Origin of the sequence: Burkholderia sp. HI2714 (assembly GCF_002223085.1) — a bacterium.
Classification (GTDB): domain Bacteria; phylum Pseudomonadota; class Gammaproteobacteria; order Burkholderiales; family Burkholderiaceae; genus Burkholderia; species Burkholderia lata_D.
In genome coordinates this window covers 13,008-36,383 of sequence record NZ_NKFM01000060.1, presented here as the reverse complement: position 1 = coordinate 36,383, position 23,376 = coordinate 13,008, and the positions used below count along the sequence as shown (strand labels likewise).

Here is a 23,376-nt window from a genome sequence, read left to right as displayed (position 1 = left end):
GCGCAACCGGCGAAACGGCGGCGCGCGCCCGTATCAAAAGGGTACGCCTGCATCGGGCGAATCTCAACGGGCGCGCGGTGAGCGCTCACTATGCCAGCAGGTGCGCGACCAGCGGATACAGCGACAGGATCAGCAGCACGGCCATCGTCATGTTGAACATGCGCAGCGCGCGGGGGTTCGACAGGAAGCGGCGCAGGCCGAGGCCGAAAGCGGCCCACAGGCAGATGCACGGGAAGCCGATCAGGATGAACACGACGGCCATCCATGCGGCGTTCATCCCGTAGTCGGCGGACAGGCGGACCGTCGTCGCGGCGGTCAGCACCATCATCCAGGCCTTCGGGTTGATCCACTGGAACGCGGCGGCTTCGATGAACGTCATGGGGCGCGGCTTGCCGCCGTGCGCCTTCACTTCGCCCGACGTGCCGATGCGCCACGCGAGGTACAGCAGGTACGCGACGCTCGCGGCTTCGAGGATCGTGTACAGCAGCGGCATGCGCTTGAACGCTTCGCCAAGGCCGAAGCCGACGCAGAGCATGAGGATCGCGACGCCGATGCTGATGCCGAACAGGTGCGGCATGGTGCGGCGGAAACCGAAATTGACGCCGGATGCGAGCAGCATCGTGTTGTTCGGGCCCGGCGTGATCGACGTGACGAGCGCGAACAGCATGCCGGCGGGCAACGCGCTGAGGGTGAGGAATTCCATCGCGGATTCTCCATTCGGTTCTGGACTGGGATGGAGGTCAGTTTAGCGACGGTTTTCTGTACAGTACCGGTACAGTTTGGTTGACGAATGCCGGTACGGGGGAAGTGGTGGGATGGGGCTGCGGGCTTGTTTTGTTGTCTCTCAGAAAAGATGTCCGCAGTCTCAATAAGTTGTCTTTGAATAAAAATTCATATCAATGGAGAATTTTCATTGTATTCACGAATCTGCGCTGATCATGAGATTTTTATTCTAAAATTAAATGAAATGCGCAATTTATCGCTGAGTCGAAGTGAAAAAGTGCGTCGCGAGTGATGGAAATGACAAGGGGGCGAGGGGCAAGGGGATTGAGGGCGATGAGAGGGGCGTTGTGTGGGTGGTTATGCGGTGAGGCGGCCGATGCTTCTAAAATGGTAAGGTGCCAGTCTGATGATAGTCAGCTAACCCGTGACAAGGCTTTTGTGAACATCCAACGATGACAACGAAAAAAAGCAGCGAGACGTTCGATCCAAGATTCCGGGTAGCATGCCGGTCCTATTTTGAGGGGATTGGAGTCTGAACGATTTGGAGAAATGTCCAACGACATCGAGGTTAGCTTCCAACTTGACGGGCGGAAGAATCAACATCGACTGGAGTTTCGATTCGAACACAAACACGAGCTTCCAAAACGCATCGCGGTGGTCATAGGTAAGAACGGAGTCGGCAAGAGCCAAGCTCTGGGAAATATTGCGCGAGCGGCATTGAGCGGTGATGCTTCACGCTATCAGACTTGGGACAAGTTATACGCGGACTACAAAGACCAACTGTCACCTGAGATGCTTGGGTCGTTGCGCATTGCTCTCGAGTCAGGGGTGCGAGATGAATAAGCTACCGCAACCACAAATTGACGATGCGGGTGCTCTTCAGCGGTTATCGAACAATGCACGTGTGAAGAGCTTTCCGCATTTGCAGGCGATTGCACCTCAAATTACAGCCGGCTCCCGGTGGCAAATCAAGTGCATCGGGTGTGCGGGTCAAAGCGACGACGTCGATCCGCGCCGAGGGTTACGCCGGCAGCTACGGCCGGGTGAGCGCGTTCGTGAGGCGTTGGCACGAGGAGCAGGCTGAGGCGCCTCGCAGGCAGGCCTTCGTGCCGCTCGCCTTCGAACCCGGCGAAGCCTTCCAGTTTGACTGGAGCTGCGAATACGCTTTTATTGGCGGGCTGCGGCGACGCCTGGAGGTCGCCCACGTCAAACTTAACTCCAGCCGCGCGTTCTGGCTCGTCGCCTATCCCACACAGAGTCACGAGATGCTGTTCGATGCGCACGCCCGCGCGTTCGCCGCGTTCGGCGGCGTGCCGCGGCGCGGCATCTACGACAACATGAAGACCGCCGTGGACAAGGTTGCCGGCGCGCGGCGTTGCCCGATGCGCGGCATGCGGGACCGCGCACGCGATCGCCATGAACGCGATACCGCGCAGCAACCTTTCTGGAGCCTTGCGATCGTCATCGGGACAGGGGAATACCCTGTCTTTTTTTTCTGTTTCTGTTTTATGTATCATGACCTAACTTTTGCAACATGTACTAATTACAAAGATCGACGATTCCTTATCAGAAAAAGGACGATCGGCATGGAGACAGGCAGGACTGCGAATGGCGAACGTCGAGTGCCATGCGACCGATGGCTCGGCCGCATGCGGGCGCGGGTGTTCGCGAACCGGCTCGCGCATCGGGCTCGATGCCCGAGCCGGCGGCAGGGGAAGTTGCTTGAGGTTGTTCAGTCGTCAGATTCCGCGCGTGCGATATGCGCGTGCCGCCCAGGCGGCCGCCGCCCGCGTCATTTCAGGCTGTAACCCGGAAAGACATCATGTCCAGGAAGTCATCCCCCAACGGCGCGGCCAACCTGTCGCGCAGGCAGTGGCTCAAGGCCACGGGCGCCTCCGTCGCGATCGGCGGCCTTGCAATGAGCGCGTCGCGTGCGAGCGCCGATGCGGCGCCCGTACCGGGCGACGTGCTCGACGTCGCGATCGTCGGCGCCGGGCTGGCCGGCCTGACGGCCGCGCGCGACCTGCGCTACGCGGGCTGCGAATCCTTCGCGGTGCTCGAGGCGCGCGATCGCGTGGGCGGCCGCACGCTCAACTACGACGTGGGCGGCCGCTATGTGACGGAAGTTGGCGGCCAGTGGATCGGCCCGGGCCAGACGGCTGTCGCGGATCTCGCCCGCGAGCTGGAAGTCGGCACGTTCCCGAGCTATTACGCAGGCAAGACGGTCATTCTCGGCGGCGACGGGCGCGCCGAGATCGACCTGCAGGGCACGCTCGGCACCGACGAAGCCGTCGCGGCGAAGCTCGGCCGGCTGTCGCGCGACGTGCCGTCGGCCACGCCATGGACCTCGCAGAAGGCGGCCGAGCTCGACCGGCTGTCGGTCGGCGACTGGCTCGCGCAGCAGGGCATCCAACCCGAAGACCGGATGGGCTGGAACGCGTCGATCGCGCTGTCGGGCGGCGTCGCGCCGGCGAAGATGGGGCTGCTGCATTTCCTGTCGATGATCAATTCCGCCGATTGCGATTACGCGCAGCTCGACTCGATCAAGCACAGCGCGCAGGAAACCCGCTTCGTCGGCGGCTCGCAGGCCCTCAGCCTTCGGATGGCGCAGCAACTCGGCGACAAGGTGCGCCTGTCGGCACCGGTGCGCCGGATCGTCGGCTGGGATCGCGATGTCGTCACGCTGCAGACGGACCGCGGCACGGTGCGCGCGAGACAGGTCGTGATGGCGCTCCACCCGGCACTGTGTCACCGGATGCAGTTCGATCCGCCTCTGCCGGCGCCGCGCGCGGCACTGCAACGTGCGTGGCCCGCGCATTCCCCGGCGCGCAAGACGGCGATGGTCTATCGCCGGCCGTTCTGGCGCGACAAGGGGCTGAACGGCCACATCTTCCAGACCAATGGGCCGATCTTCTGGGCCTACGACAATTCGCCGCCCGGCGGCGAGATCGGCGTGATCAACGCGTTCGTCAAGAACGCGATGCTGCCGTCGGACCCGCAGGCGGCGAAGCAGATGCTCGCCGAGCTCTACGCGCAGGCGTGGGGTGCCGACGCGCTGCAGCCGGTGTCGTACCACGATCGTGACTGGGGGCTCGCCGACCCGTGGACGATCACGTGCGTTTCCGCGATTCCGCCCGGATTCTGGACCGCACACGGCGACGCGCTGCGCACGCCGTGCGGCAACCTGATCTGGTCGGGCACCGAGACCGCGAACATCTGGGCCGGCTACATGGACGGCGCCGTCCGCTCGGGTCACCAGGCCGCGCTTCAGGCGCTCAACAAACTGCGCCGCGCGTAGGAGACCGGAAATGAAGAAACGTATCGTGCTGCTCGCCGTGCTCGTGGTCGCCGGCGCGCTTCTGGCCGTCTACGGCCCGACGCTGCTCGGCTTCTATCGCCTGCAGCGCCATATCGACGAGACGGCACAGGCCGACGAGGCCGACGGCGGCCCGTGGCCGCGCACGACCGACGTGTGCATGGGCTGCCACGTGGTGAAGGGCTCGTCGCTGAACGACGCGTATCCGAGCCTCGCCGGCCAGCCCGCGCAGTACGTGGCCGCGCAGCTTCACGCGTTCGCGAGCGGACAACGCGCGAACCCGACGATGGGGCCGCTCGCGATGACGATGAGCGAAGCCGAGATCGCGCGTGTGGCCGGCTACTACGCGAAGCAGGCGCCGTTCGCGAACCGCTATTTCAAACCGGATGCGCGACTGCGCGCGAAGGGCGAGCAGCTCGTGACGGGCGGCGCGTGCGTCGCTTGCCACGGCGCGCGACTGACGGGCCAGGCGCAGTTTCCGCGGCTCGCCGGGCAGGGGTACGACTACCTGCGCGTGCAACTCGACGCGTTCGCGAACGGCACGCGCAGCGAGGCGACCGGCACGATGCAGCGCGTCGCGCAGGCGATGTCGGCGGACGATCGGGCGGCGGTGGCCACCTATCTCGCGAGCGTCAGCCCGGTCACGCAGTGAATCAACGGTAGCAATCGACCTCCGGAGTTCGAACCATGGATCACAGATCACTTGTACTTTGTCTTTCCAGCGCGACGCTGGCGGCGACGACCGGCCTGTACGGCCTCAAGTTCGTCCGCAAGCGCAATTTCCTGCTCGGCTTCGAGTGGTGGATCGTGACGATCTCCGCATCCAATGCGGTGATCTTCTTCGCGACCGAATTACCGGTGTCGTACGCCATTTCGCACTTCCTCGACGCGTTCTCGCGCGGATTCGGGATGCCGGTGATCGCGGTCGCCGGTCTGATGGCCGTCACGCACGGCTACCGGCCGTCGATGCGGCAGGACGTGACGCTGTTCGTGCTCGCGACGCTCGGGACGATCGCGCTCGTGGCCGGCGTGTTGCAGAACGCGCTGCCGTACTTCTATGTGGCGATGTGGACGCTGATGTCGATCTATCTCGCCGGCTTCGTGCTGCGGCTCGCGCGTGCCGGCCACGTGTTCCATGCGCTGACGACGACGATCGCGCTCGTCGCTTCGCAGGCGATCGCGTGCATCTACGATTTCTACAAGATCCCGGGCGAGGAAACCAACGTGGTGTTCAATTTCTACGTGCTTGCGCTGCTGGCCTGGTCGTACCTGACCGTCACGCTCTATTACGCGTATGGCGCATTGGAGCGCGACGCCGGACGCGGCAAGGTGAACGCGAACGTATTGTCGTATCCGAAATGAATAGTCGTACTGAGGAAGAGGAGATGATCCGGACGAAGTGCGAACCCGGCCGCGGAGACCGCGGAGCGCGCGGATGGCTCCGGTCAGGCTGACCCGCGCGCAGCGACGCGATGCGACACGCGAACGCCTGCTCGGCGCCGCGCGCGCGATCTTCGCGGAGAAGGGCTATGCGGCCGCGAGCGTCGAGGATATCGCCGCGGCGGCCGGGCATACACGCGGCGCGTTCTATTCGAACTTTCGCAGCAAGACGGAGATGCTGTTCGAGCTGCTGCGGCGCGATCACGACGATGCCGCGACGGCGCTGCAACGGATCGCCGGCATGCCGGCGGGTTCGGCGGAGGACGCGCAGCGGACGTTGCTCGCCTGCTGGCGGCGGCGTGCCGCGCGGGATGCGTCGCGGCTGATATGGCTGGAAGCGCAACTGCAGGCGGCGCGCGATCCGCAGTTCCGTGCGCAGTTCGGTGCGTTGCTGCATGAGCGGCAAGCGCTCGCGACCGCATGCATCGATGCATTCGCGGCGCGTGCCGGCGTGTCGCTGCCATTGCCCGCGTGGCTGCTGGCGCTCGGCCTGACCGCGCTGTGCGACGGCGTGCACGCGTGTTGTGCGGCCGACGCGCGCGGCACCGTGGACACGCTGGCCGATGCCGTGCTGGTCGGCTTCGTCACGCATACGGTGTTCGACCGCATGCGCGGATGACGTGTCGGCGACGCCGCGGCCGGCGTCGCCGCCCGACTGTATGAAAGCTGAAAGCAGGTTGTCATGGCGGGACGGCAAACCGCCACGACGCACGTTCGAACAAGCAGACGAAACAGGGAATACCCCCTCTTTTTCTTTCTCGTATTTTTGTCATGATGACCTAACATTGTCACCATGTTCTACTGAAGGTGCCGGCAATGACCGATCACGGCCGGCAGTGGTTGGACGAATCAGGAGATCTACGATGGATGCACTTACACGCAAGGCTTTCTTCGAGGACGGCGCGGTTCTCGTCGAAGGCGTACTCGACGCGGCGCAGCTTGAGCAGTGCCGCGCCGCGTTCGACTGGGGGATGGAGAACCCGGGCCCGATGGCGACGGCGCTGCTCGACGGCACCGAATACCGGTCGCACAACGACAACGCGAACCCGTACGCGAAGGCGCGGCTCGACGAACTGGTCGGCACGCTGCCGTTCGGCAAGCTGTTCGCCGACCTGTGGGGCTCGAAGCACGTGTGGTACTTCGCCGAGGAACTGTTCATGAAGGCCGGTGGCAAGAGCGCGCGCTCGCCGTGGCACCAGGACACGTCGTACCTGCCGTGGGAGGGCATGCACTTCGGCAATGCGTGGATCAGCTTCGAGCACGTGCCGAAGCGCAACGCGCTGGAGATCGTGCGCGGCTCGCATCGCGGCGTGCGCCACGACGGCACCACGTTCCAGAACGCGGAGGACCCGACCGATCCGCTGCACGGCGGCGACGTGTGGCCGCGGCTGCCGAACATCGAAGCGGAGCGCCGCGCGGCGCCCGACGCGTACGACATCATTTCGTGGGAAACGAAGCCTGGCGACGTGGTGCTGCTCCATCCGGGCGTGCTGCACGGCGGTGGCGCGGTGGATGCCGCGTTCCCCGACCGCCACACGCTCGTGCTGCGCTTCTTCGGCGACGACGCGACGTTCAGCCCGCTGCCCGAGCAAAGCCGTTCGGGTTTCACGCCGGCCGGCGTGCTGTTCGTCGACGAGCTCGCCGGGCTGAAGGCCGGCGATCCGTTCCGCGCACCGTGTTTCCGTCAACTCGTCTGAGCAAGGAGTCTTCAATCATGTCAGCTACCCCGAAGCGGCAATCGATCGTTCCGCCGCCGTTCCAGCCGTGGTACGACGCATACCACTTCTCGCCGGCCACGCGCGTCGGCGACACGATCTGGGTGTCGGGCCAGGTCGGACTCGACGCGCAGATGCAGCCGGCCGACGGCGTGGCGGCGCAGGCGCGGATCGCGTTCGAGAGCTTGAAGATGATCCTGGAAGCGGCGGGCGCGAGTCTCGCCGACGTCGTCGAACTGACGACCTTCCATACGAACCTTCAGCAGGAAACGCAGGATTTCGCGGCGATCAAGGACGCATATTTCCCGGACCGCTACCCGTCGTGGACGGCGGTCGGCGTGTCGCAACTGGCGCTGCCGGGGCTGTGCGTCGAAGTGCGTGCGGTCGCGGTGGCCGGGTCGGGCAGGGACTGAGACAGACGGCAGTGCGTCATTCCTTCCAGACGGGCGTTCGTAATGAATCGCAGTCCTGATGGAATGGCGAAAGCGTATCGAAACAGGCAGGCGGCCGTCCGTCATCGCGGACGACCGTCATCAGGGAGCGATGCGATCGCCGGTCGGTGATCGCGAGCGGATTGAATGCGTCGCACCCGGGACGGGCGAGCGAACGCGCAGTGGGAAGGAGAACCATGATGAGCAAGCATCAATTCTGGGCCGCGTCCGCACTCGCGGCCGCTGCATGTCTCGCGCTCGGCACGGCCGTCGCGGCGGACGACCTGACGCCGGCCGGCGCCGATCGCGCGGCGAGCAAGGACGGCTCTGTGCCGGCCTACACCGGCAAGCAGTCGCCCGACGCGGGCTGGGAATGGGGCAAGGTGCGCGCCGATTTCTGGAAGCATCGCAACGAGAAGCCGCTGTACTCGATCGATGCGGCGAACGTCGACAAGTACGCGGACAAGCTGTCGCCCGGACAGGTCGCGTTGATCAAGCAGAAGAAGGGCTACCGGATGGACGTCTATCCGTCCCACCGCGAATGCCAGCTGCCGGATGTCGTCGAGCAGAACTCGAAGGCCAACCTGAGCGCCGCGAAGCTCGGGCCGGCGGGCGACACGCTCGGGGCGGCCATGTTGCCGGGCGTGCCGTTCCCGCAGCCGAAGAGCGGCGTCGAGGCGATCCTCAACTACGAGATGCGCTATCGCGGCGAAGGTGTCGACTGGGGGCAGATGGCGACGACCGTGTCGCCACGTCCGGGCAGCAGCGAATGGATCGACGCGGTCGGCCCGCAGACGTTCTTCTTCCCGTCCGGCAAGCTCGGCAAGCATTCTCCGCAGGACGTCGATCAGCTCAGCACGGCCGTGTACTTCCAGATGAACTCGCCGGCTGCGCTGGCCGGCCAGGCGTTCGTGCAGCGCCAGTATTTCGACAAGCCGTCGGAGACGTACTACTACTTCCCCGGCCAGCGCCGCGTGCGGCGCATGCCGGCCTATACGCACGACGCGCCGCTGATCGGCTTCGAGAACCAGTACCTGATCGACGAAGCGAACATGATCAACGGCTCGCTCGACCGCTTCAACTGGAAGCTGGTCGGCAAGAAGGAAATGATCGTCCCGTACAACGCATTCGGCATGTACAAGTTCAAGAGCAAGCTGCACGACGTCGCGACGCCGGACGGTGTCGCGGCGACGAGCCGGCGCTACGAGACGCACCGCGTGTGGGTCGTCGAGGCGACGCTGAAGCCGAGCGCACGGCACGTCGCATCGAAGAAGGTGTTCTATCTCGACGAGGACAGCTGGCTCGCGCTGGTCGGCGAGGACTACGACGCGCAGGGCAAGCTGTGGAAGGTGCGCGAAAGCTATCCGATCCCGGTGTGGGAGCTCGGCGGCACGTGCGACAACGAACCGCTCGCGCAGTACGACATGAACAACGGCCGCTACGTGCTCGATGCGACGTCGATCGGGCAGGGCAAGGACGTTCGCTGGCTCGAACAGGCCGACGATCCGCGCTTCAAGCAGGATTTCTACACGGCGGAATCGCTGCGCTCGGTCAGCGAACGCTGACCGTCATCGGCTGAAGCACAAGGGACCGGCGCGCGCAACGACCGCGCGCCGGCATCGCAAAGGGGTGGGAGACGGATCATGGAATCGGCAAGGTTGATCAGGAATACTACGGTATCGGTCGTGCTCGCGGGTGCCGCGGCGTCGAACGCACACGCTTACGACTTCACGACGGGCATCAACGATCTGCAAGGCTCGTGGGTGACCAACCTGACGGCCGGCGCCGGCATCCGTACCAAGAGCCCGAGCTGCTCGCTCACCGGCGATCCGAACGCATACGGCTGCGGCGCGGCGGCGAACACGAATCAATGGGGCTATGCGGACAACGGCGACCTGAACTACCGCAAGAGCCAGCCGTTCAGCACCTACGTCAGCGCGACCAGCGAGCTGCTGCTGAAGATGCCCAGCGAAGGGTTGAAGTTCATGGTGCGCGGCACCGGCATGTACGATTTCCTCGCCGGCAATACGGCGAGAACGCCGCTGTCGAGCACCGCTTCCGCGCAGGTGGTCTACAACGCACAACTGCTCGACCTGTGGGCGCAAAAGGACTTCAGGATCGGCGGACGCAACGCACACGTGCGGCTCGGCAACCAGGTGATCAACTGGGGTGAGAGCATGTTCGCGCAGAGCGGGATCAACGCGACCAACTCGCTCGACGTGCAGAAACTGCTGATTCCCGGCTCGCAACTCAAGCAGGCGCTGCTGCCCGCACCGATGGTGAGCGTTGCTGCAGACCTGTCGCACGGATTCAGCACCGAGGCCTACTATCAGTTCCAGTGGAACGGCAACCGTTATCCGCCGGTCGGCTCGTACTGGTCGGTGACGAACGGCTTCGGCCGCGGCGCGGAGCCGTTCACGCTCAACACGACCAACCTGAACGTGACCGGGCCGAGCGCCGGCTCGATCGCGAATGCGATCGGCGGCGGGGCCGCCGCGGGCAACCAGGGCACGTTGAACGCGATCAAGAACGGGCTCGTGAACGGCGACTATGCGGGGCCGCCGTTCAACGACATCGGGCTGCCGTCCGTCACGAACCTGCCGGCGAAATACCGGCCGCAGTTCGGCGTGAAGTTCAACTACTCGCCGCGCTCGTTCGACGCGAACTTCGCGTTCTATTACCTGAACTACACCGACAAGTCGCCGGTACTCGCGTCGCTCGCGAACGGCACCGAGCAGTGGTCGTATCTCGGCCGCCGCCAGCTGTTCGGCGTCAGCGCGAACTTCGGGCTCGGGCCCTGGGCGATCGGTACCGAGCTGTCGTACCGGCCGCGCGATGCGGTCGCGCTGTCGGCCTGCTATGGCGCGGGGGGCCCGCTCGACCTGAACACGAACGGCGTCGCCGGCATCGACTGCCCGCAATGGGTCGACAAGAAGAAGTTCCAGTACGACATCAACGGGCTGCTGGCGCTCACGCGCAGCGAGTATCCGTTCCTCAAATGGCTCGGCGCCGATTCAGCCGCGCTCACGTGGGAGCTCACGTGGATCTACTACCCGGGGCTGAGTCCGAGCGGCGTCACGCGCACGATCAACGGGCAGACCGTCACGCAGGCGCCGCAGACCGGCTACCTGCCGTGGCTGAACAACGGCTCGGCGCTCGGCTACCCGATCGGGAAGGGGCAGGGCACCGCGAGCTCGGTCGGCGCGACGATCGACTTCAACTGGACCTATGACGGCACGCTGATCCCGGGCTGGCAGGTCACGCCGGGCGTGACGTTCTCGGATGGACTGTACGGCTACACGCCGACCTTCACCGCGAACTACATGCAGGGCGCGAAGTCGCTGAACGTCTACGTGCTGTTCAACCAGAACCCGCCGAACTGGCAGGCCGGCATCAATTTCACCGCGTTCTTCGGCGGGCACAACACGGTCGGCCAGCCGTACGCGGACCGCAATTTCGTCGGGCTGTTCGTCACTCGCAATTTCTGACGGTGACGTGCTTACGGGCGGTCGGCGCCGTGCGCCTCCGCCAATCATCAAGGGGTCATGTCGTGCTCAATCGTCTGGTCAGCCGCCTCGAAAGGCTCTTCTTCGGTCATCGCGCGATCGTGCTCGCGGCGATCGCGTTGTTCACCGTCGCGATGGCCGTGTTCGCCGTGCAGCTGCGCATGGACGCCGGCTTCGAAAAGCAGATGCCGATCGGGCACGAGTACATCCGCACGTTCCAGCAGTATCGGAACGACCTGCTCGGCGCGAACCGGATCACGGTGGTGGTGCGCGCGAAGCACGGGTCGATCTGGTCGAAGGAAGGGCTGACCCGGCTGTACGACGTCACGCAGGCCGTCACGTATCTGCCGAACGTCGACCGCATCGGCGTGCGCTCGCTGTGGACGCCGAACGCGTTCGTCAACGAAGTGACCGACGAAGGTTTTCGCGCGGAGCCGATCATTCCCGGCACCATCACGCCCGGCCAGCTGACGCCGGACATCGTCGCTCGCGTACGCCGCGCGACGACGCTCGGCGGTTACGTCGGCACGCTCGTGTCGCACGGCGAGGACAGCGCGATGATCACGGCCGAGCTGAACGAGCGCGACAGCGCGGGCAAGGTGCTCGACTACGTCGCGTTCAACCACCTTCTCGAAGAAAAGATTCGCAAGCCGTTCGAGGATGCCGGCTACGAGATCCAGATCATCGGCTTCGCGAAGCAGATCGGCGACGTCGCCGACGGCGCGACGGCCGTGCTCGGCTTCTGCGCGGTCGCGCTGCTGCTAACCGCGCTGGCGGTGTACTGGTACTGCCATTCGGTGCGCTTCACGGTGCTGCTGATCGCGTGTTCGCTGACGTCGCTCGTGTGGCAGTTCGGCACGCTGAAACTGCTCGGCTTCGGCCTCGATCCGCTTGCGGTGCTGGTGCCGTTCCTCGTGTTCGCGATCGGCGTGTCGCACGGCGTGCAGCAGGTGAACTTCATCGTCCGGGAAATCGCGCACGGGCAGAGCTCGTTCGATGCGGCGCGCCACAGCTTCAGCGGCTTGCTGATCCCGGGCGTGCTCGCGCTGATCACCGCGTTCGTGTCGTTTATCACGCTGCTGCTGATCCCGATCCCGATGGTGCGCGAACTCGCGATCACCGCGTCGCTCGGGGTCGCTTACAAGATCGTCACGAACCTGATCCTGCTGCCGGTCGCCGCCTCCTGCTTCAACTTCACGAAGGCCTATGCAGACAACTCGCTGAAGCGTGCGCAGCAGCGCGCGAAGCCGCTGCGTGTGCTCGCGCGGGTGGCCGAACCGAAGTACGCGGGCCTGACCGTCGCGCTGACCGTCGCGATTTTCGCGCTCGCCGCGTGGCAAAGCCGCGACCGCGTGATCGGCACGCTGCAGCCCGGCGCGCCGGAGCTGCGGGCCGATGCGCGCTTCAACCGCGACGCGACGTCGATCGCCGGCAACTATGACATGGGCCTCGACTGGCTGACGGTCGCGATCGAATCGACCGGCAAGGCGTGCGACAACCCGGCAGTCGGCCTGTACGAGGACGACTTCTCGGCCGCGATGCGCACCGAGCCGGGCGTGGTGTCGGCGCAGTCGTACTCGGCGATGCTGCGGACCTACAACCAGGGCTACAACGAGGACTACCCGAAGATGAACGTCGTGCCGATCGATGCGGAGAACTACGGCGCGGTGTCGGTCGACGTGTCGCGCGTGAAGGGCTTCATGAACCGCGATTGCGGGATGACGGCCGTGCACCTGTTCCTGACCGACCACAAGGCGACGACGATCAACCGGATCCTCGACGACGTGAAGCAGTACCGCGCGTCGCATCCGTTCCCGGGCATCACCGTGCGGCTTGCAGCGGGTAACGCTGGCGTACTCGCGGCGACCAACGACGAGGTCGCGAAAAGCGAGTTGCCGATGATGCTCTACGTGTACGCGGCGATCCTGATCCTCGTATTCCTCGCGTATCGCGACTGGCGCGCGATGTTGGCTTGCTGCGTGCCGCTGTCGGTCGCGACCTTCATCGGCTACTGGTTCATGAAGGAGCTGCAGATCGGGCTGACGGTGGCGACGCTGCCGGTGATGGTGTTGGCGGTGGGGATCGGCGTGGACTACGCGTTCTACATCTACAACCGGCTGCAGGTGCATCTCGCGGGCGGGCAGGACATCGTGAAGGCCGTGCAGCACGCGATGCTCGAAGTGGGTGTGGCGACGATCTTCACCGCGATCACGCTGGCGATCGGCGTCGCGACGTGGAGCTTCTCGGCGCTCAAGTTCCAGGCCGACATGGGCAAGCTGCTCGCGTTCATGTTCATCGTGAACCTGGCGATGGCGATGACGGCGCTGCCCGCGCTGGCGTCGCTGCTGGAGCGCGGGTTCCCGCGCCGCAAGCCCGCCCGCGCGCCCGGCCTGTTCAGCCATTGACGGCTGCGGCCACCCTCACGGAGATCCTTGCCATGATCAAGACGCTCGTTGCCTCTATCGGATTTTGCGTTGCCGCCGCGGTTCTCGCGCAACCGCAGGAAGGAACCGTCGCGGCCTGGGCCGCGAAGCCCGCGCACGCGTGGGTCGCGCCGACCCGCATGATGCTGATGGACGCGACGCACGCCGGTTCGCGGATCGTCGCGGTCGGCGAGCACGGCATCGTGCTGTTGTCCGACGACGACGGAAAGACCTGGCGGCAGGCGCAGCGCGTGCCGGTGTCGGCGACGCTGTCGGCCGTGTCGTTCGCGGACGCGAAGCACGGCTGGGCAGTCGGCCAGTGGGGCGCGATTCTCGCGACCGACGACGGCGGCGACACGTGGGTTACGCAACGTGTCGATACGTCGGTCGACCAGCCGCTGTTCTCCGTGCTGTTCACGAGCGCGCAGGACGGTATTGCGGTCGGACTGTGGTCGCTGATGCTGCAGACCCATGACGGCGGCCGCACATGGACGCGCACGACGCTGCCGAAGCCGCCCGGCGGCGGCAAGGCCGACCGCAATCTCCATCACGTGTTCTCCGACCCCGCGCACGCGCTTTACGTCGTGTCGGAACAAGGGATGGTGCTCAAATCGGCCGACGGCGGCGCGAACTGGACCTATCTGCCAACGGGCGGCAAAGGCACGTTGTGGTCGGGCGTCGCGATGCCGGACGGCCGGATCGTGGTCGGCGGGCTGCTCGGCAGCCTGTTCGAAAGCCGCGACGGCGGAACGACGTGGGCCGCATTGAACACGGGCACGCGCAGCTCGATCACCGCTCTCGTTGCGACCAGCCGCGGGCTGGTCGGCGTCGGGCTCGACGGGATGACGCTGGCGCAGCGGGTCGCGGGCGGCCCGTTCGACGTCGCGCAGCGCGCCGATCGCGCGACGCTCACCGCGGCGTTGATCGATGCGCGCGGCAAGCCGCTTCTGTTTTCGCAGGACGGCGTGCTGGCCGCGCCGTGAGTTGAATCCACAAAAAAGCCAGGAAGGATGGAGTACTCAAGATGAATCGCAAGCACAAGCCGGACACGCAGGCCCGGCGGCAAATACTGCGCGTCGCGGCCGTGGGCGCCGCATCGCTCGCGGCCGGAGACATGTCGTTCGCGGAAAGCACGGCGCCGGCTTCGGCGGAGCGCGGCGTGTTCGATGTCGTCATCATCGGGGCCGGGCTCGCCGGGTTGACCGCCGCACGCGACCTGAAGCGCGCCGGTTGCGAATCGTTCGTCGTCGTCGAGGCGCGCGACCGCGTCGGCGGCCGAACTTTCAACCACGACCTCGGGCACGGTGTCGTGTCGGAAGCCGGCGGCCAGTGGATCGGCCCCGGCCAGACGGCGATCGCCGATCTCGCACGCGAACTCGGCGTCGACACGTTTCCGACGTTCTATGAAGGCAAGACGGTCGTGCTCGCCGGCGACACGCGCGTCGCGCAGGATTTCCACGGCGGCTCGGGCGGTGACGATGCGATCGGCGCGAAACTCGGCGCGCTCGCGCGCGGCGTGCCGTCCCGCGAACCGTGGACGGCGCAGCACGCGGCCGAGCTCGACAAGCTGACCTACGGCGACTGGCTGCTGCGACAGGGCGTGACCTACGAAGACGGCTACTTCCTCGGCCTCGCGGCGAAGCTGTCGCTCGGCGGCGCGCCCGCGCAGCTCGGGCTGCTGCATTACCTGTCGATCATCAACAGCGCGGAGTGCGACTACGCGAAGCTCGAATCGATCAAGGGCGGCGCGCAGGAAACACGCTTCGTCGGCGGTTCGCAGGTGTTGAGCCTGCGGATGGCGGGCGAGCTCGGCACGAAGGTGCGGCTGTCGTGCCCGGTGCGCAGGATCTCGGGCTGGGATCGCGACGTCGTCGACGTGCAGACCGATCGCGGCGTGTTCCGCGCGCGGCGCGTGATCGTCGCGCTGAATCCGGCGCTCTGCGAGCAGATCGCGTTCGATCCGCCGCTGCCCGCCGGTCGCGCACAGCTGCAGCGCAACTGGCCCGCGAACGCGCCGATGCGCAAGACGGTGCACGTGTACGACTGCCCGTTCTGGCGGGACGACGGCTACAACGGCCAGATCTTCGAGGTCGGCGGCCCGGTCTTCATGGCGTACGACAACTCGCCGCCGGACGGCTCGGTCGGCGTGCTCGCCGCATTCGTCGCGCCGGGCGCGCTGCCGTCCGAGCCGAAGGCCGCCGAGCGAACGCTGTCGGCCGTGTTCGCGCGCGCGCTCGGCGACAAGGCGCTGCATCCGACTCAGTTCCACGACTACGACTGGGGCCGCGTCGATCCATGGACGCTGCAGTGCATCCATCCGCTGCCGCCCGGCTTCTGGACGAAATGGGGCAAGTTCCTGCGCCCGGAGGCCGGCCGACTGATCTGGTCGGGAACCGAAACGGCCGACCTGTGGGCCGGCGCGATGGACGGTGCGGTGCGCTCCGGGCACCGCGCGGCGCTGCAGGCGCTCGGCAAGCTGGCCGGCCGCGGCAAGGAGGCGTGAATGAAACGAACCTGGATGATCGGCACCGCACTCGTGATCGCGGGCGTCGCGACGGCCGGCACGCTGTACGGCCCCGACCTGGTCGACGGAATGCGTTACGAGAAGGCGATGGCCGCGATCGGCGGCGCGGACAACGCGAACGGCGGCGCGTGGCCGCAGCCGCAGGAGACGTGTGCGTTCTGCCACGGCACGCACGGACAGTCGCGCAACGCGTGGTATCCGTCGCTGTCGGGGCAGCCCGCGACCTACATCGCCGCGCAGCTGCGTGCGTTCGCGAGCGACGAGCGTCGCAATGCGTACATGGGGCCGCTTGCGCGTGAACTCGACGGCCCGAAGATCGACGCGCTCGCGACCTATTTCGCGCGGCAGGCGCCCGAGCGCAACGAAGCGGTACCGGCGGACGAGGCGCTCGCGCAGCGCGGGAGGGCGCTGGTCACCGCACGAAGCTGCCAGGCGTGCCACGGCGCGGCATTGACGGGCAAGGATCACATGCCGCGCCTCGCGGGCCAGGGGCAGCAATACCTCGAGACGCAGCTGGCGGCATTCCGCTCGGGCCAGCGCCGCGATCCGACCGGCGCAATGAACGGCATGGCCGCGACGCTGTCCGGTGACGACACGCGGGCCATTGCACGCTATCTGGCCAGCCTGTCGCCGGACGGCGCGGGTGGTGCGGGGAGTACGGCCCGATGATGCGGACGGCGCGCCGGGGCCGGGAATACCCTGTCTTTTTCTTCGCTGTTTGCTTTGTCATAGTGACCTAAGATCGGTAATGTGTTCTACAAAGAAGTACCCGAATGTGAAGCGGCAGTAGCGGCCGTTCGGCCGAACCGGTTTTCAACAACTCACGTTTCAGGAGACAACCATGGCTAAGCACCCCGTCGTCGTATATGGCGCAAGCGGTTACACCGGCATGTTGATCATGGACTGGCTGATCGATCAGAACATCCCGTTCACCGCGGTCGCGCGCAACGCGGGCCGCGCGAAGGAAATGATGGCGCAGCGTGTCGTGCGCCTCGAATCGGCGGAATACGAAATCATCGAGGCGGAGCACAACGTCGATGCGCTCGTGAAGGCGTTTCGCGGCGCGAAGGTGGTGTGCAATACAGTCGGGCCGTTCTCGAGCTTCGGGCTCGTCGGCGTCGAGGCCGCGCTGAAGGCCGGCTGCCACCATCTCGACACGACCGGCGAGCAGTCGTATATCCGCGAGGTGCGCGACCAGTTCGGCGAGCTGTATCGCCAGGCCGGCCTGCTGGTGTCGTCGTCGAACGCGTACATGTACACGTTTGCCGAGATCGCCGCCGAACTCGCGCTCGAAACGCCGGGCATCGATGCGCTGGAGACTGCCACGCTGACGCGCGGCCCGCGCAACGCGGCTGGCGTGAGCATCGGTTCGACCGCGACGATCTTCGACGGCGTGCGCCACGAGTCCTGTTACCTGTGGGAGAAGAAGCTCGTCCCGCATACGGCCGATGCGTCGTTCACCGTCGCGACGCCCGAGTTCATGCAGCCGGTGTTCTGCCTGCCGTGGGGCGGCACGTCGCTGCCCGTCTACTTCGAGCGCGATCCGCGCGTGCGCAGCTGCATCTCGTGCGTGGGCTTCTACGACAACAACGTGATGAAGCTGGTGCACCAGTTCGGGCAGAAGTGGGAAGCCGAATACAAGCACCTGCCGCGCGAGCATCAGGACGCGGTGCTGAAGCAGGTCGTCGATTCGACCACGCCGACGATGCCGCCGCGCGAGCGCACGACGATCCAGCGCAGCGTCGACGTCGCGATCGGCCGCGGCCAGCTCGCGTCGGTGCGCGCGACCGTGCACGGCATCACGCCGTACATCTCGACCGGCGCGATCCATGCGGCGGGCGCGCTCAAGCTGCTCGACGGCGAGTTCGCGCGCGCCGGCTTCGCGTCGGGCTCGAAGGCGTTCGGCCATCGCTACATGCTCGGCTTCCTCGAACAGCGCGGGCTCGCGCGCGCCACGGTCACGCAACTGTGACGGCCGCCGCGTTGCCGGTACAGATTCAACGGGACATGTGAAATGGCCATTATCGATTTCTACGACCGCGGGTGGCGCATCAATCCCGACGGCATCGCGTACATCCAGGACGAGCGCAGCTATACGTTCCAGGAGATCGGCGAGCTGTCGTGCCGCATCGCGAACGGGCTGCTCGCCGCAGGCTTCGCGAAGGAAGCGAAGGCGGCGGTGTGGGCGGACAACGACGTGACCGGCTGGAGCTGCGCGCTCGGCATGTGGCGCGCGGGGCTCGCGTACATCCCGGTCAACGGCCGCAATGCGCCGGCCGAGAACCAGTACGTGCTCGACGCGTTCGACTGCGAGGTGCTGTTCTTCCACCATGCGTTCGCGGATGCGATCGACGCGCTGCGGCCGAGCCTGCCGAAAGTGCGGCTGTGGGTGTGCATCGACGCCGACCTGCCGTGGGCGCCGTCGCTCGCGACGTGGAGCGAAGGGCAGCCGGCCACGCCGCCGGCCGTCGACTACGCGATGGACGACGTCGTCACGCTGTCGGCCACCGGCGGCACGACCGGCTTGCCGAAGGGCGTGATGAACACGCACCGCTCGTTCCAGACGTATTTCGCGAACTTCATGATCGCGATGTCGTACGGCGCGGAGCGGTCGGTGAACCTCGCCGCGGCGCCGATGACGCACACCGCCGGCATGATGTCGCTGCCGTGCACCGCGCGCGGCGGCACGGTCGTCGTGCTGCCGAAGCCCGATCCCGCGCTGCTGCTCGGCGCGATCGTCAAGCACCGCGTGACCGAGTTTTTCCTGCCGCCGACCGTGATCTACCGGCTCCTCGACATCCCCGGCATCGACAAGGTCGACTTCTCGTCGCTGCGCTACTTCCTGTACGGCGCCGCGCCGATGTCGGTCGAGAAGCTCAAGCGCGCGATCGACGTATTCGGCCCGGTGATGACGGGCGGCTACGGCCAGACCGAGGCGCCCGCGTCGATCTCGTACCTGACGCCGGCCGAACATTTCATCGACGGAAAGCTGGCGCCGGACGAACGGCTGGCGTCGGTCGGCCGCCCGAATCCGCTCGTGCGCGTCGAGATCGTCGGCGAACGCGGGGACGTGCTGAAGCAGGGCGAGACCGGCGAGATCTGCGTGCGCGGCGACCTCGTGATGAAGGGTTACTACCGCGCGCCGGACAAGACGGCCGAGACGATCGTCGACGGCTGGCTGCACACCGGCGACATCGGCCATCTCGACCGGGAGGGCTACCTGCACATCACCGACCGCAAGAAGGACATGATCATCAGCGGCGGCTTCAACGTGTATCCGAGCGAAGTCGAGCAGGTGATCTGGTCGCACCCGGCGGTGCAGGACTGCGCGGTGATCGGCGTGCCCGACGAAAAGTGGGGCGAAGCCGTGAAGGCCGTGGTCGAGCTCAATGCGGGCCAGCACGTGAGTGCCGACGAACTCATCGCGCTGTGCAAGGCGCAACTCGGCTCGGTGAAGGCGCCGAAGAGCGTGGACTTCATCGCCGCGCTGCCGCGCAGCACGGCCGGCAAGGTGCTGAAGAAGGACCTGCGCGAACAGTACTGGCAGGGCCAGCAACGCAGGATTTGATCCGCATCGACAGGGATTCCAGACGATGAGCAACATCTACATCGCCGGCATTGCGATGACCGTGTTCGGCAAGCACCCCGACCGCAGCGTCGACGACCTCGCGCGCGAGGCACTGCAGCGCGCGTTGCGCGACGCCGGCTGCCATGCGGATGCGATCCGCGCGGCGTTCTACTCCGGCATCACCAACGGCGCGTTGCAGGGGCAGCTGTCGATTCCCGGCCAGGTCGTGTTCGGCAAGATCGGCCTCGACGGCATTCCGATGTTCAACGTCGAGAACGCGTGCGCGTCCGGCAGCACGGCCGTGCACCTCGCGGTGCGCGAGCTGCAGGCCGGCGCTTGCGACGTGGCGCTCGCGCTCGGCGCGGAAAAGATGAACGTCGCGGACAAGGCGAAATCGTTCGCGCTGTTCGAGGCCGGCTGGGACGTCGCGCGCGTCGACGAGAACTTCGCGACGCTCGCGCGGCTCGGCGAAGGGATCGAGCCGCCGCCCGGCTCCGAATCCGAGCGGCCGTACAGCCGCTTCATGAAGATCTACGCGGCGCTGTGCCGGCATCACATGCACACGTACGGCACGACGCAGCGGCAGATCGCGGCCGTGTCCGCGAAGAACCACGCGCATTCGGTGCACAACCCGTACTCGCAGTTCCGTCAGTCGTTCACGATCGACGAGGTGCTCGCGGCGCCGCCGATCACGTATCCGATCACGCTGCCGATGTGCGCACCGCTGTCGGACGGCGCGGCCGCGGCGATTCTTTGTACCGAGGAAGGGCTCAAGCGCATCGGCGCCGATCGCAGCCGCTGCATCCGGATCGCAGCGAGCGTGATGCGCAGCTTCACGCGTCGCCGCCTCGACGAGCCGCACAAGCACATCGGCCGGCTCGCCGCGCTGCAGGCATACGAGCAGGCGGGCGTCGGCCCGGAGGACATGGACGTCGCCGAAGTGCACGACGCGTCGGCGATGGGCGAGATCATCCAGGCCGAGAACCTCGGCTTCGTGCCGTTCGGCGAAGGCGGCCCGGCCGCCGAGCGCGGCGAGTTCACGCTCGGCGGGCGGATTCCGATCAACACGTCGGGCGGGCTCGAATCGAAGGGTCATCCGCTCGGCGCGACCGGCATCGGCCAGCTTTACGAACTGGTCACCCAGTTGCGCGGGGAGGCCGGGGCGCGTCAGGTGCAAGGCGCGCGCCATGCGATCCAGGAGAACGGTGGCGGCCTGCAGGGCATCGAGGAGGCCGCGCTGGCGATTCACATACTCCGCAAGGACTGATGGAGACGGACATGAGCGGCGCATACGGTGCGGGGACGGCCGGGCAGACGGGACCGGTGGGGCCGGTGGAACGGCCGGCGGCAGCGCGTACGGCGGGCGGCGTCGGCGCGGCGGCGGCGATGCAGACGGCCGGGACGGACCCGGCGGGCCCGCTCGCGCGATGGGGTGAGGAAATCCGCGCGGAGGCCGCGCTGCAGAAGTATCGCGCGATCGGCGGCTGGATCGACGCGCCGGATCGCGCGCAGCCGCCGCTCGAAGGCGACGTGCACGCGGACGTGGTCGTGGTCGGCGCCGGCTTCGCCGGGCTGTCGACCGCGCTGGAGCTGGCGGCGCGCGGCGCGAGCGTCGTCGTGCTCGAACGCGAGTTCACGGGCTTCGGCGCGAGCGGACGCAACGCCGGCTATCTCGCCGGTGGCCAGGGGCTCGAATACGACCTGTTCGTCAAGCGCGTCGGCCACGAGCAGGCCAGGCGGATCGTCGCTTTCTACGACGAAGGCGTCGCCTATGTCGAGCGCAAGCTCGCCGAATACGCGATCGATTGCGACTACCGCGCGTCGGGCATCCTCCGCGCGGGCGTGCATCCGTCGCAGGAGAAGCGCCTGCGCGAAAGCATGAAAACCGGCATCGAACTCGGCTCGCCCGCGCAGTTTCTCGACGGCGCGGCGATGCGCGCGCGCGGCATTCCGCCGGCCTTCCTGTTCGGCGCATACGTGCCGGGTGGCGGCACGCTCGATCCCGGCAAGTACGTGGCGGGGTTGCGGCGCGCGGCGTTGGCGGCCGGCGTGAAGCTCTACGAGAACACCGCGGTGCTCGGCTTCGACGAAGGCCCGACCGTGCGCGTGCGTACCGCGTGCGGCAGCGCGAGCGCGCCGGTGGCGGTGCTCGCGACCAACGCATACACGCCGCAACTCGGCCTGCTCGGCGACAAGGTGATGCCGCTGCGCGTATCGGCGCTCGAAACCGAGTCGCTGTCCGATGCACAGCTCGACGCGCTGGGCTGGCCGAACCGCGAAGGCATCGTGACGTCGCACCTGACGATGGAGAGCCATCGCCTCACCGCGCGCAACACGCTGTTGCTGACGACCAAGCGGCTGCACTACGTGTACGGCTCGCAGACGCCGAACGTGCGGGACGACGATGCGTATCGCGCACTCGCGAAGACGCTGCACGCACGCTTTCCGCAACTGGGCAACGTGCCGGTGCGCGCATGCTGGAGCGGCTACATCTCGTTCGCCGGCGACGCGTTGCCGGTGGTCGGCGCGGCCGGCGCGCACCGCAACGTGTTCTACACGGCCGGTTGTTCGGGACATGGTGTCGGCACGCAGTCGCTGATCGGGCGCGTGCTGGCCGAGCGCATTCACGACGGACAATCGACGTTGCTCGATGCGCTGACGCACAGGACGCCTACCGTGCCGCCCGAGCCGCTGCGATGGTGTGCGATGACCGCGGCGCTCGGCGTCGCGAACCTGCTCGACGCACGCGTGAACCGCAAGGTGAAGCCGATGTAGCGATGCATGCGCGCGGCGCGGGAGCGCGGATCCAGCCGGACCGCCTGGCGGCTCGATGGAAAATGAGGCTCGCATCGGGTATAGTCGTTTGCGCTCCGTAAGGTACGGAGCGTCCATTCGACGAAGCCGAAACGCCATCTTCACGACGAACACGATGACAGTGTCCAACGAGCAGCGCAGCACGAGAAAGCGGCGCACTTCGACTGCCGCTGCAGCAGCGAGCAACCCCGACGGTCTGCGGGCGCAAGGCCTGCGCACGCGCAACACGATCATTCGCGTCGCGCGCAAGCTGCTGCTCGAAGGCGGCCCGCTGGAATTCTCGCAGCGCGCGGTCGCCGCCGCAGCAGGCATCAGCGTCAGCAATCTGCAGTACTACTTCCCGACGCGGATCGCCGTGCTGCGGGCCGTCATCGAGCCGGTCATCGACACGTATCTCGAGGACATGAAGCGCGCGCTCGGCAGCGATGCGTCGCCGCGCGACGTGTTGGACGAGATGCTCCAGCGTTCGATCTCCGATGCGAAGGATGCGAAGTACAACGCACTGTTCCGGCATTTCCTGTCGTTCGCGGCCACCGATCCCGAGTGCTTCAAGCTTTACGACGAGTGGTACGCGACGCTTACGCGAGACCTCGCGCAACTGCTGCGTGCGGTCAATCCCGCATTCAGCGCGGCCGACAGCCGGCATGCTGCGACGATGCTGATCGCGCTCGCCGACGGTCTCGCGATGCAGTACGGCACCGGGCGCCAGACACAGGCGCTCGACGCGTATTTCGCCGCGACGTCACGCGCGATCGCATACGGCACGCTGGCGGCACCGGCCGGAAAATAGCGAATAGCGCCGCGCTGCGCACGGCAAACGGCGTATGAACGGACAGGGGAATACCCTGTCTTTTTTTTGCTTCCTGTATTTGTCATGATGACCTATGTTTGGTATGTATTACTAGATATGGGCAGC

19 protein-coding genes and 1 pseudogene are annotated in these 23,376 nt (G+C 66.4%); 19 read left to right on the top strand and 1 reads right to left on the bottom strand.

Annotated features, from left to right (window positions below; translation table 11 throughout):
* Window positions 1-88: 88 nt before the first annotated feature.
* Window positions 89-703, bottom strand: coding sequence for a LysE family translocator (locus CFB82_RS33390; RefSeq protein ID WP_069250406.1), 615 nt, complete (start codon window positions 701-703; stop codon window positions 89-91).
* A 569-nt stretch (window positions 704-1,272) separates the two neighbouring features.
* On the opposite strand from CFB82_RS33390, the gene CFB82_RS33385 reads away from it, so the two are divergent.
* From CFB82_RS33385 to CFB82_RS33295, 19 genes and pseudogenes are all read left to right on the top strand, one after another.
* Complete coding sequence (locus CFB82_RS33385; protein ID WP_089486748.1) at window positions 1,273-1,566, top strand: hypothetical protein; 294 nt, start codon at window positions 1,273-1,275, stop codon at window positions 1,564-1,566.
* A gap of 164 nt (window positions 1,567-1,730) precedes the next feature.
* A pseudogene (locus CFB82_RS33380) lies at window positions 1,731-2,084 on the top strand (IS21 family transposase); the annotation flags it as partial.
* Between the two features lie 461 nt (window positions 2,085-2,545).
* Window positions 2,546-4,021 carry a flavin monoamine oxidase family protein gene (locus tag CFB82_RS33375; RefSeq protein ID WP_069250408.1) on the top strand — a complete coding sequence of 492 codons (1,476 nt, stop codon included), beginning with the start codon at window positions 2,546-2,548 and terminating at the stop codon, window positions 4,019-4,021.
* A gap of 10 nt (window positions 4,022-4,031) precedes the next feature.
* Window positions 4,032-4,691 carry a c-type cytochrome gene (locus CFB82_RS33370; RefSeq protein WP_089486747.1) on the top strand — a complete coding sequence of 220 codons (660 nt, stop codon included), beginning with the start codon at window positions 4,032-4,034 and terminating at the stop codon, window positions 4,689-4,691.
* Window positions 4,692-4,726: 35 nt separating this feature from the next.
* Window positions 4,727-5,401, top strand: a complete 675-nt coding sequence (locus tag CFB82_RS33365; RefSeq protein WP_069250410.1) for a hypothetical protein — start codon at window positions 4,727-4,729, stop codon at window positions 5,399-5,401.
* 73 nt (window positions 5,402-5,474) lie between these two features.
* Window positions 5,475-6,098, top strand: a complete 624-nt coding sequence (locus CFB82_RS33360; protein WP_069250411.1) for a TetR/AcrR family transcriptional regulator — start codon at window positions 5,475-5,477, stop codon at window positions 6,096-6,098.
* 244 nt (window positions 6,099-6,342) lie between these two features.
* Window positions 6,343-7,176 (top strand): phytanoyl-CoA dioxygenase family protein, encoded by an 834-nt coding sequence (locus CFB82_RS33355; protein WP_069250412.1) that lies wholly within the window; start codon window positions 6,343-6,345, stop codon window positions 7,174-7,176.
* A 17-nt stretch (window positions 7,177-7,193) separates the two neighbouring features.
* Complete coding sequence (locus tag CFB82_RS33350; protein WP_069250413.1) at window positions 7,194-7,607, top strand: RidA family protein; 414 nt, start codon at window positions 7,194-7,196, stop codon at window positions 7,605-7,607.
* A gap of 215 nt (window positions 7,608-7,822) precedes the next feature.
* The gene (locus CFB82_RS33345; RefSeq protein ID WP_069250414.1) at window positions 7,823-9,190 is read left to right on the top strand and encodes a DUF1329 domain-containing protein; all 1,368 of its coding nucleotides are present in this window, start codon (window positions 7,823-7,825) and stop codon (window positions 9,188-9,190) included.
* Window positions 9,191-9,268: 78 nt separating this feature from the next.
* Window positions 9,269-11,113: a DUF1302 domain-containing protein gene (locus CFB82_RS33340; protein WP_069250415.1), complete on the top strand. Its 1,845-nt coding sequence runs from the start codon at window positions 9,269-9,271 to the stop codon at window positions 11,111-11,113.
* Window positions 11,114-11,175: 62 nt separating this feature from the next.
* Entirely contained in the window at window positions 11,176-13,536 is a 2,361-nt protein-coding gene (locus CFB82_RS33335; protein WP_069250416.1) for an efflux RND transporter permease subunit, read from the top strand.
* 32 nt (window positions 13,537-13,568) lie between these two features.
* The gene (locus CFB82_RS33330) at window positions 13,569-14,537 is read left to right on the top strand and encodes a WD40/YVTN/BNR-like repeat-containing protein (protein WP_069250417.1); all 969 of its coding nucleotides are present in this window, start codon (window positions 13,569-13,571) and stop codon (window positions 14,535-14,537) included.
* Window positions 14,538-14,578: 41 nt separating this feature from the next.
* Window positions 14,579-16,057 (top strand): flavin monoamine oxidase family protein, encoded by a 1,479-nt coding sequence (locus tag CFB82_RS33325; RefSeq protein ID WP_069250418.1) that lies wholly within the window; start codon window positions 14,579-14,581, stop codon window positions 16,055-16,057.
* Complete coding sequence (locus tag CFB82_RS33320) at window positions 16,058-16,747, top strand: c-type cytochrome (RefSeq protein ID WP_069250419.1); 690 nt, start codon at window positions 16,058-16,060, stop codon at window positions 16,745-16,747.
* A gap of 172 nt (window positions 16,748-16,919) precedes the next feature.
* Window positions 16,920-18,050 (top strand): saccharopine dehydrogenase family protein, encoded by a 1,131-nt coding sequence (locus tag CFB82_RS33315; RefSeq protein ID WP_069250420.1) that lies wholly within the window; start codon window positions 16,920-16,922, stop codon window positions 18,048-18,050.
* 42 nt (window positions 18,051-18,092) lie between these two features.
* Window positions 18,093-19,646 carry an AMP-binding protein gene (locus CFB82_RS33310; protein ID WP_069250421.1) on the top strand — a complete coding sequence of 518 codons (1,554 nt, stop codon included), beginning with the start codon at window positions 18,093-18,095 and terminating at the stop codon, window positions 19,644-19,646.
* Between the two features lie 25 nt (window positions 19,647-19,671).
* Complete coding sequence (locus tag CFB82_RS33305; RefSeq protein WP_069250422.1) at window positions 19,672-20,913, top strand: thiolase family protein; 1,242 nt, start codon at window positions 19,672-19,674, stop codon at window positions 20,911-20,913.
* 11 nt (window positions 20,914-20,924) lie between these two features.
* On the top strand, window positions 20,925-22,421 hold the full coding sequence (locus CFB82_RS33300; protein WP_069252810.1) for an NAD(P)/FAD-dependent oxidoreductase: 1,497 nt from the start codon (window positions 20,925-20,927) through the stop codon (window positions 22,419-22,421).
* A gap of 154 nt (window positions 22,422-22,575) precedes the next feature.
* Window positions 22,576-23,250, top strand: coding sequence for a TetR/AcrR family transcriptional regulator (locus tag CFB82_RS33295; RefSeq protein ID WP_179255484.1), 675 nt, complete (start codon window positions 22,576-22,578; stop codon window positions 23,248-23,250).
* Window positions 23,251-23,376: the final 126 nt, after the last annotated feature.

Bases quoted from the DNA above. Each gene is read 5' to 3' on its own strand.
- CFB82_RS33390 (WP_069250406.1), bottom strand. From the start codon at position 703: ATGGAATTCCTCACCCTCAGCGCGTTGCCCGCCGGCATGCTGTTCGCG.
- CFB82_RS33385 (WP_089486748.1), top strand. From the start codon at position 1,273: ATGTCCAACGACATCGAGGTTAGCTTCCAACTTGACGGGCGGAAGAAT.
- CFB82_RS33375 (WP_069250408.1), top strand. From the start codon at position 2,546: ATGTCCAGGAAGTCATCCCCCAACGGCGCGGCCAACCTGTCGCGCAGG.
- CFB82_RS33370 (WP_089486747.1), top strand. From the start codon at position 4,032: ATGAAGAAACGTATCGTGCTGCTCGCCGTGCTCGTGGTCGCCGGCGCG.
- CFB82_RS33365 (WP_069250410.1), top strand. From the start codon at position 4,727: ATGGATCACAGATCACTTGTACTTTGTCTTTCCAGCGCGACGCTGGCG.
- CFB82_RS33360 (WP_069250411.1), top strand. From the start codon at position 5,475: ATGGCTCCGGTCAGGCTGACCCGCGCGCAGCGACGCGATGCGACACGC.
- CFB82_RS33355 (WP_069250412.1), top strand. From the start codon at position 6,343: ATGGATGCACTTACACGCAAGGCTTTCTTCGAGGACGGCGCGGTTCTC.
- CFB82_RS33350 (WP_069250413.1), top strand. From the start codon at position 7,194: ATGTCAGCTACCCCGAAGCGGCAATCGATCGTTCCGCCGCCGTTCCAG.
- CFB82_RS33345 (WP_069250414.1), top strand. From the start codon at position 7,823: ATGATGAGCAAGCATCAATTCTGGGCCGCGTCCGCACTCGCGGCCGCT.
- CFB82_RS33340 (WP_069250415.1), top strand. From the start codon at position 9,269: ATGGAATCGGCAAGGTTGATCAGGAATACTACGGTATCGGTCGTGCTC.
- CFB82_RS33330 (WP_069250417.1), top strand. From the start codon at position 13,569: ATGATCAAGACGCTCGTTGCCTCTATCGGATTTTGCGTTGCCGCCGCG.
- CFB82_RS33325 (WP_069250418.1), top strand. From the start codon at position 14,579: ATGAATCGCAAGCACAAGCCGGACACGCAGGCCCGGCGGCAAATACTG.
- CFB82_RS33320 (WP_069250419.1), top strand. From the start codon at position 16,058: ATGAAACGAACCTGGATGATCGGCACCGCACTCGTGATCGCGGGCGTC.
- CFB82_RS33315 (WP_069250420.1), top strand. From the start codon at position 16,920: ATGGCTAAGCACCCCGTCGTCGTATATGGCGCAAGCGGTTACACCGGC.
- CFB82_RS33310 (WP_069250421.1), top strand. From the start codon at position 18,093: ATGGCCATTATCGATTTCTACGACCGCGGGTGGCGCATCAATCCCGAC.
- CFB82_RS33305 (WP_069250422.1), top strand. From the start codon at position 19,672: ATGAGCAACATCTACATCGCCGGCATTGCGATGACCGTGTTCGGCAAG.
- CFB82_RS33300 (WP_069252810.1), top strand. From the start codon at position 20,925: ATGAGCGGCGCATACGGTGCGGGGACGGCCGGGCAGACGGGACCGGTG.
- CFB82_RS33295 (WP_179255484.1), top strand. From the start codon at position 22,576: ATGACAGTGTCCAACGAGCAGCGCAGCACGAGAAAGCGGCGCACTTCG.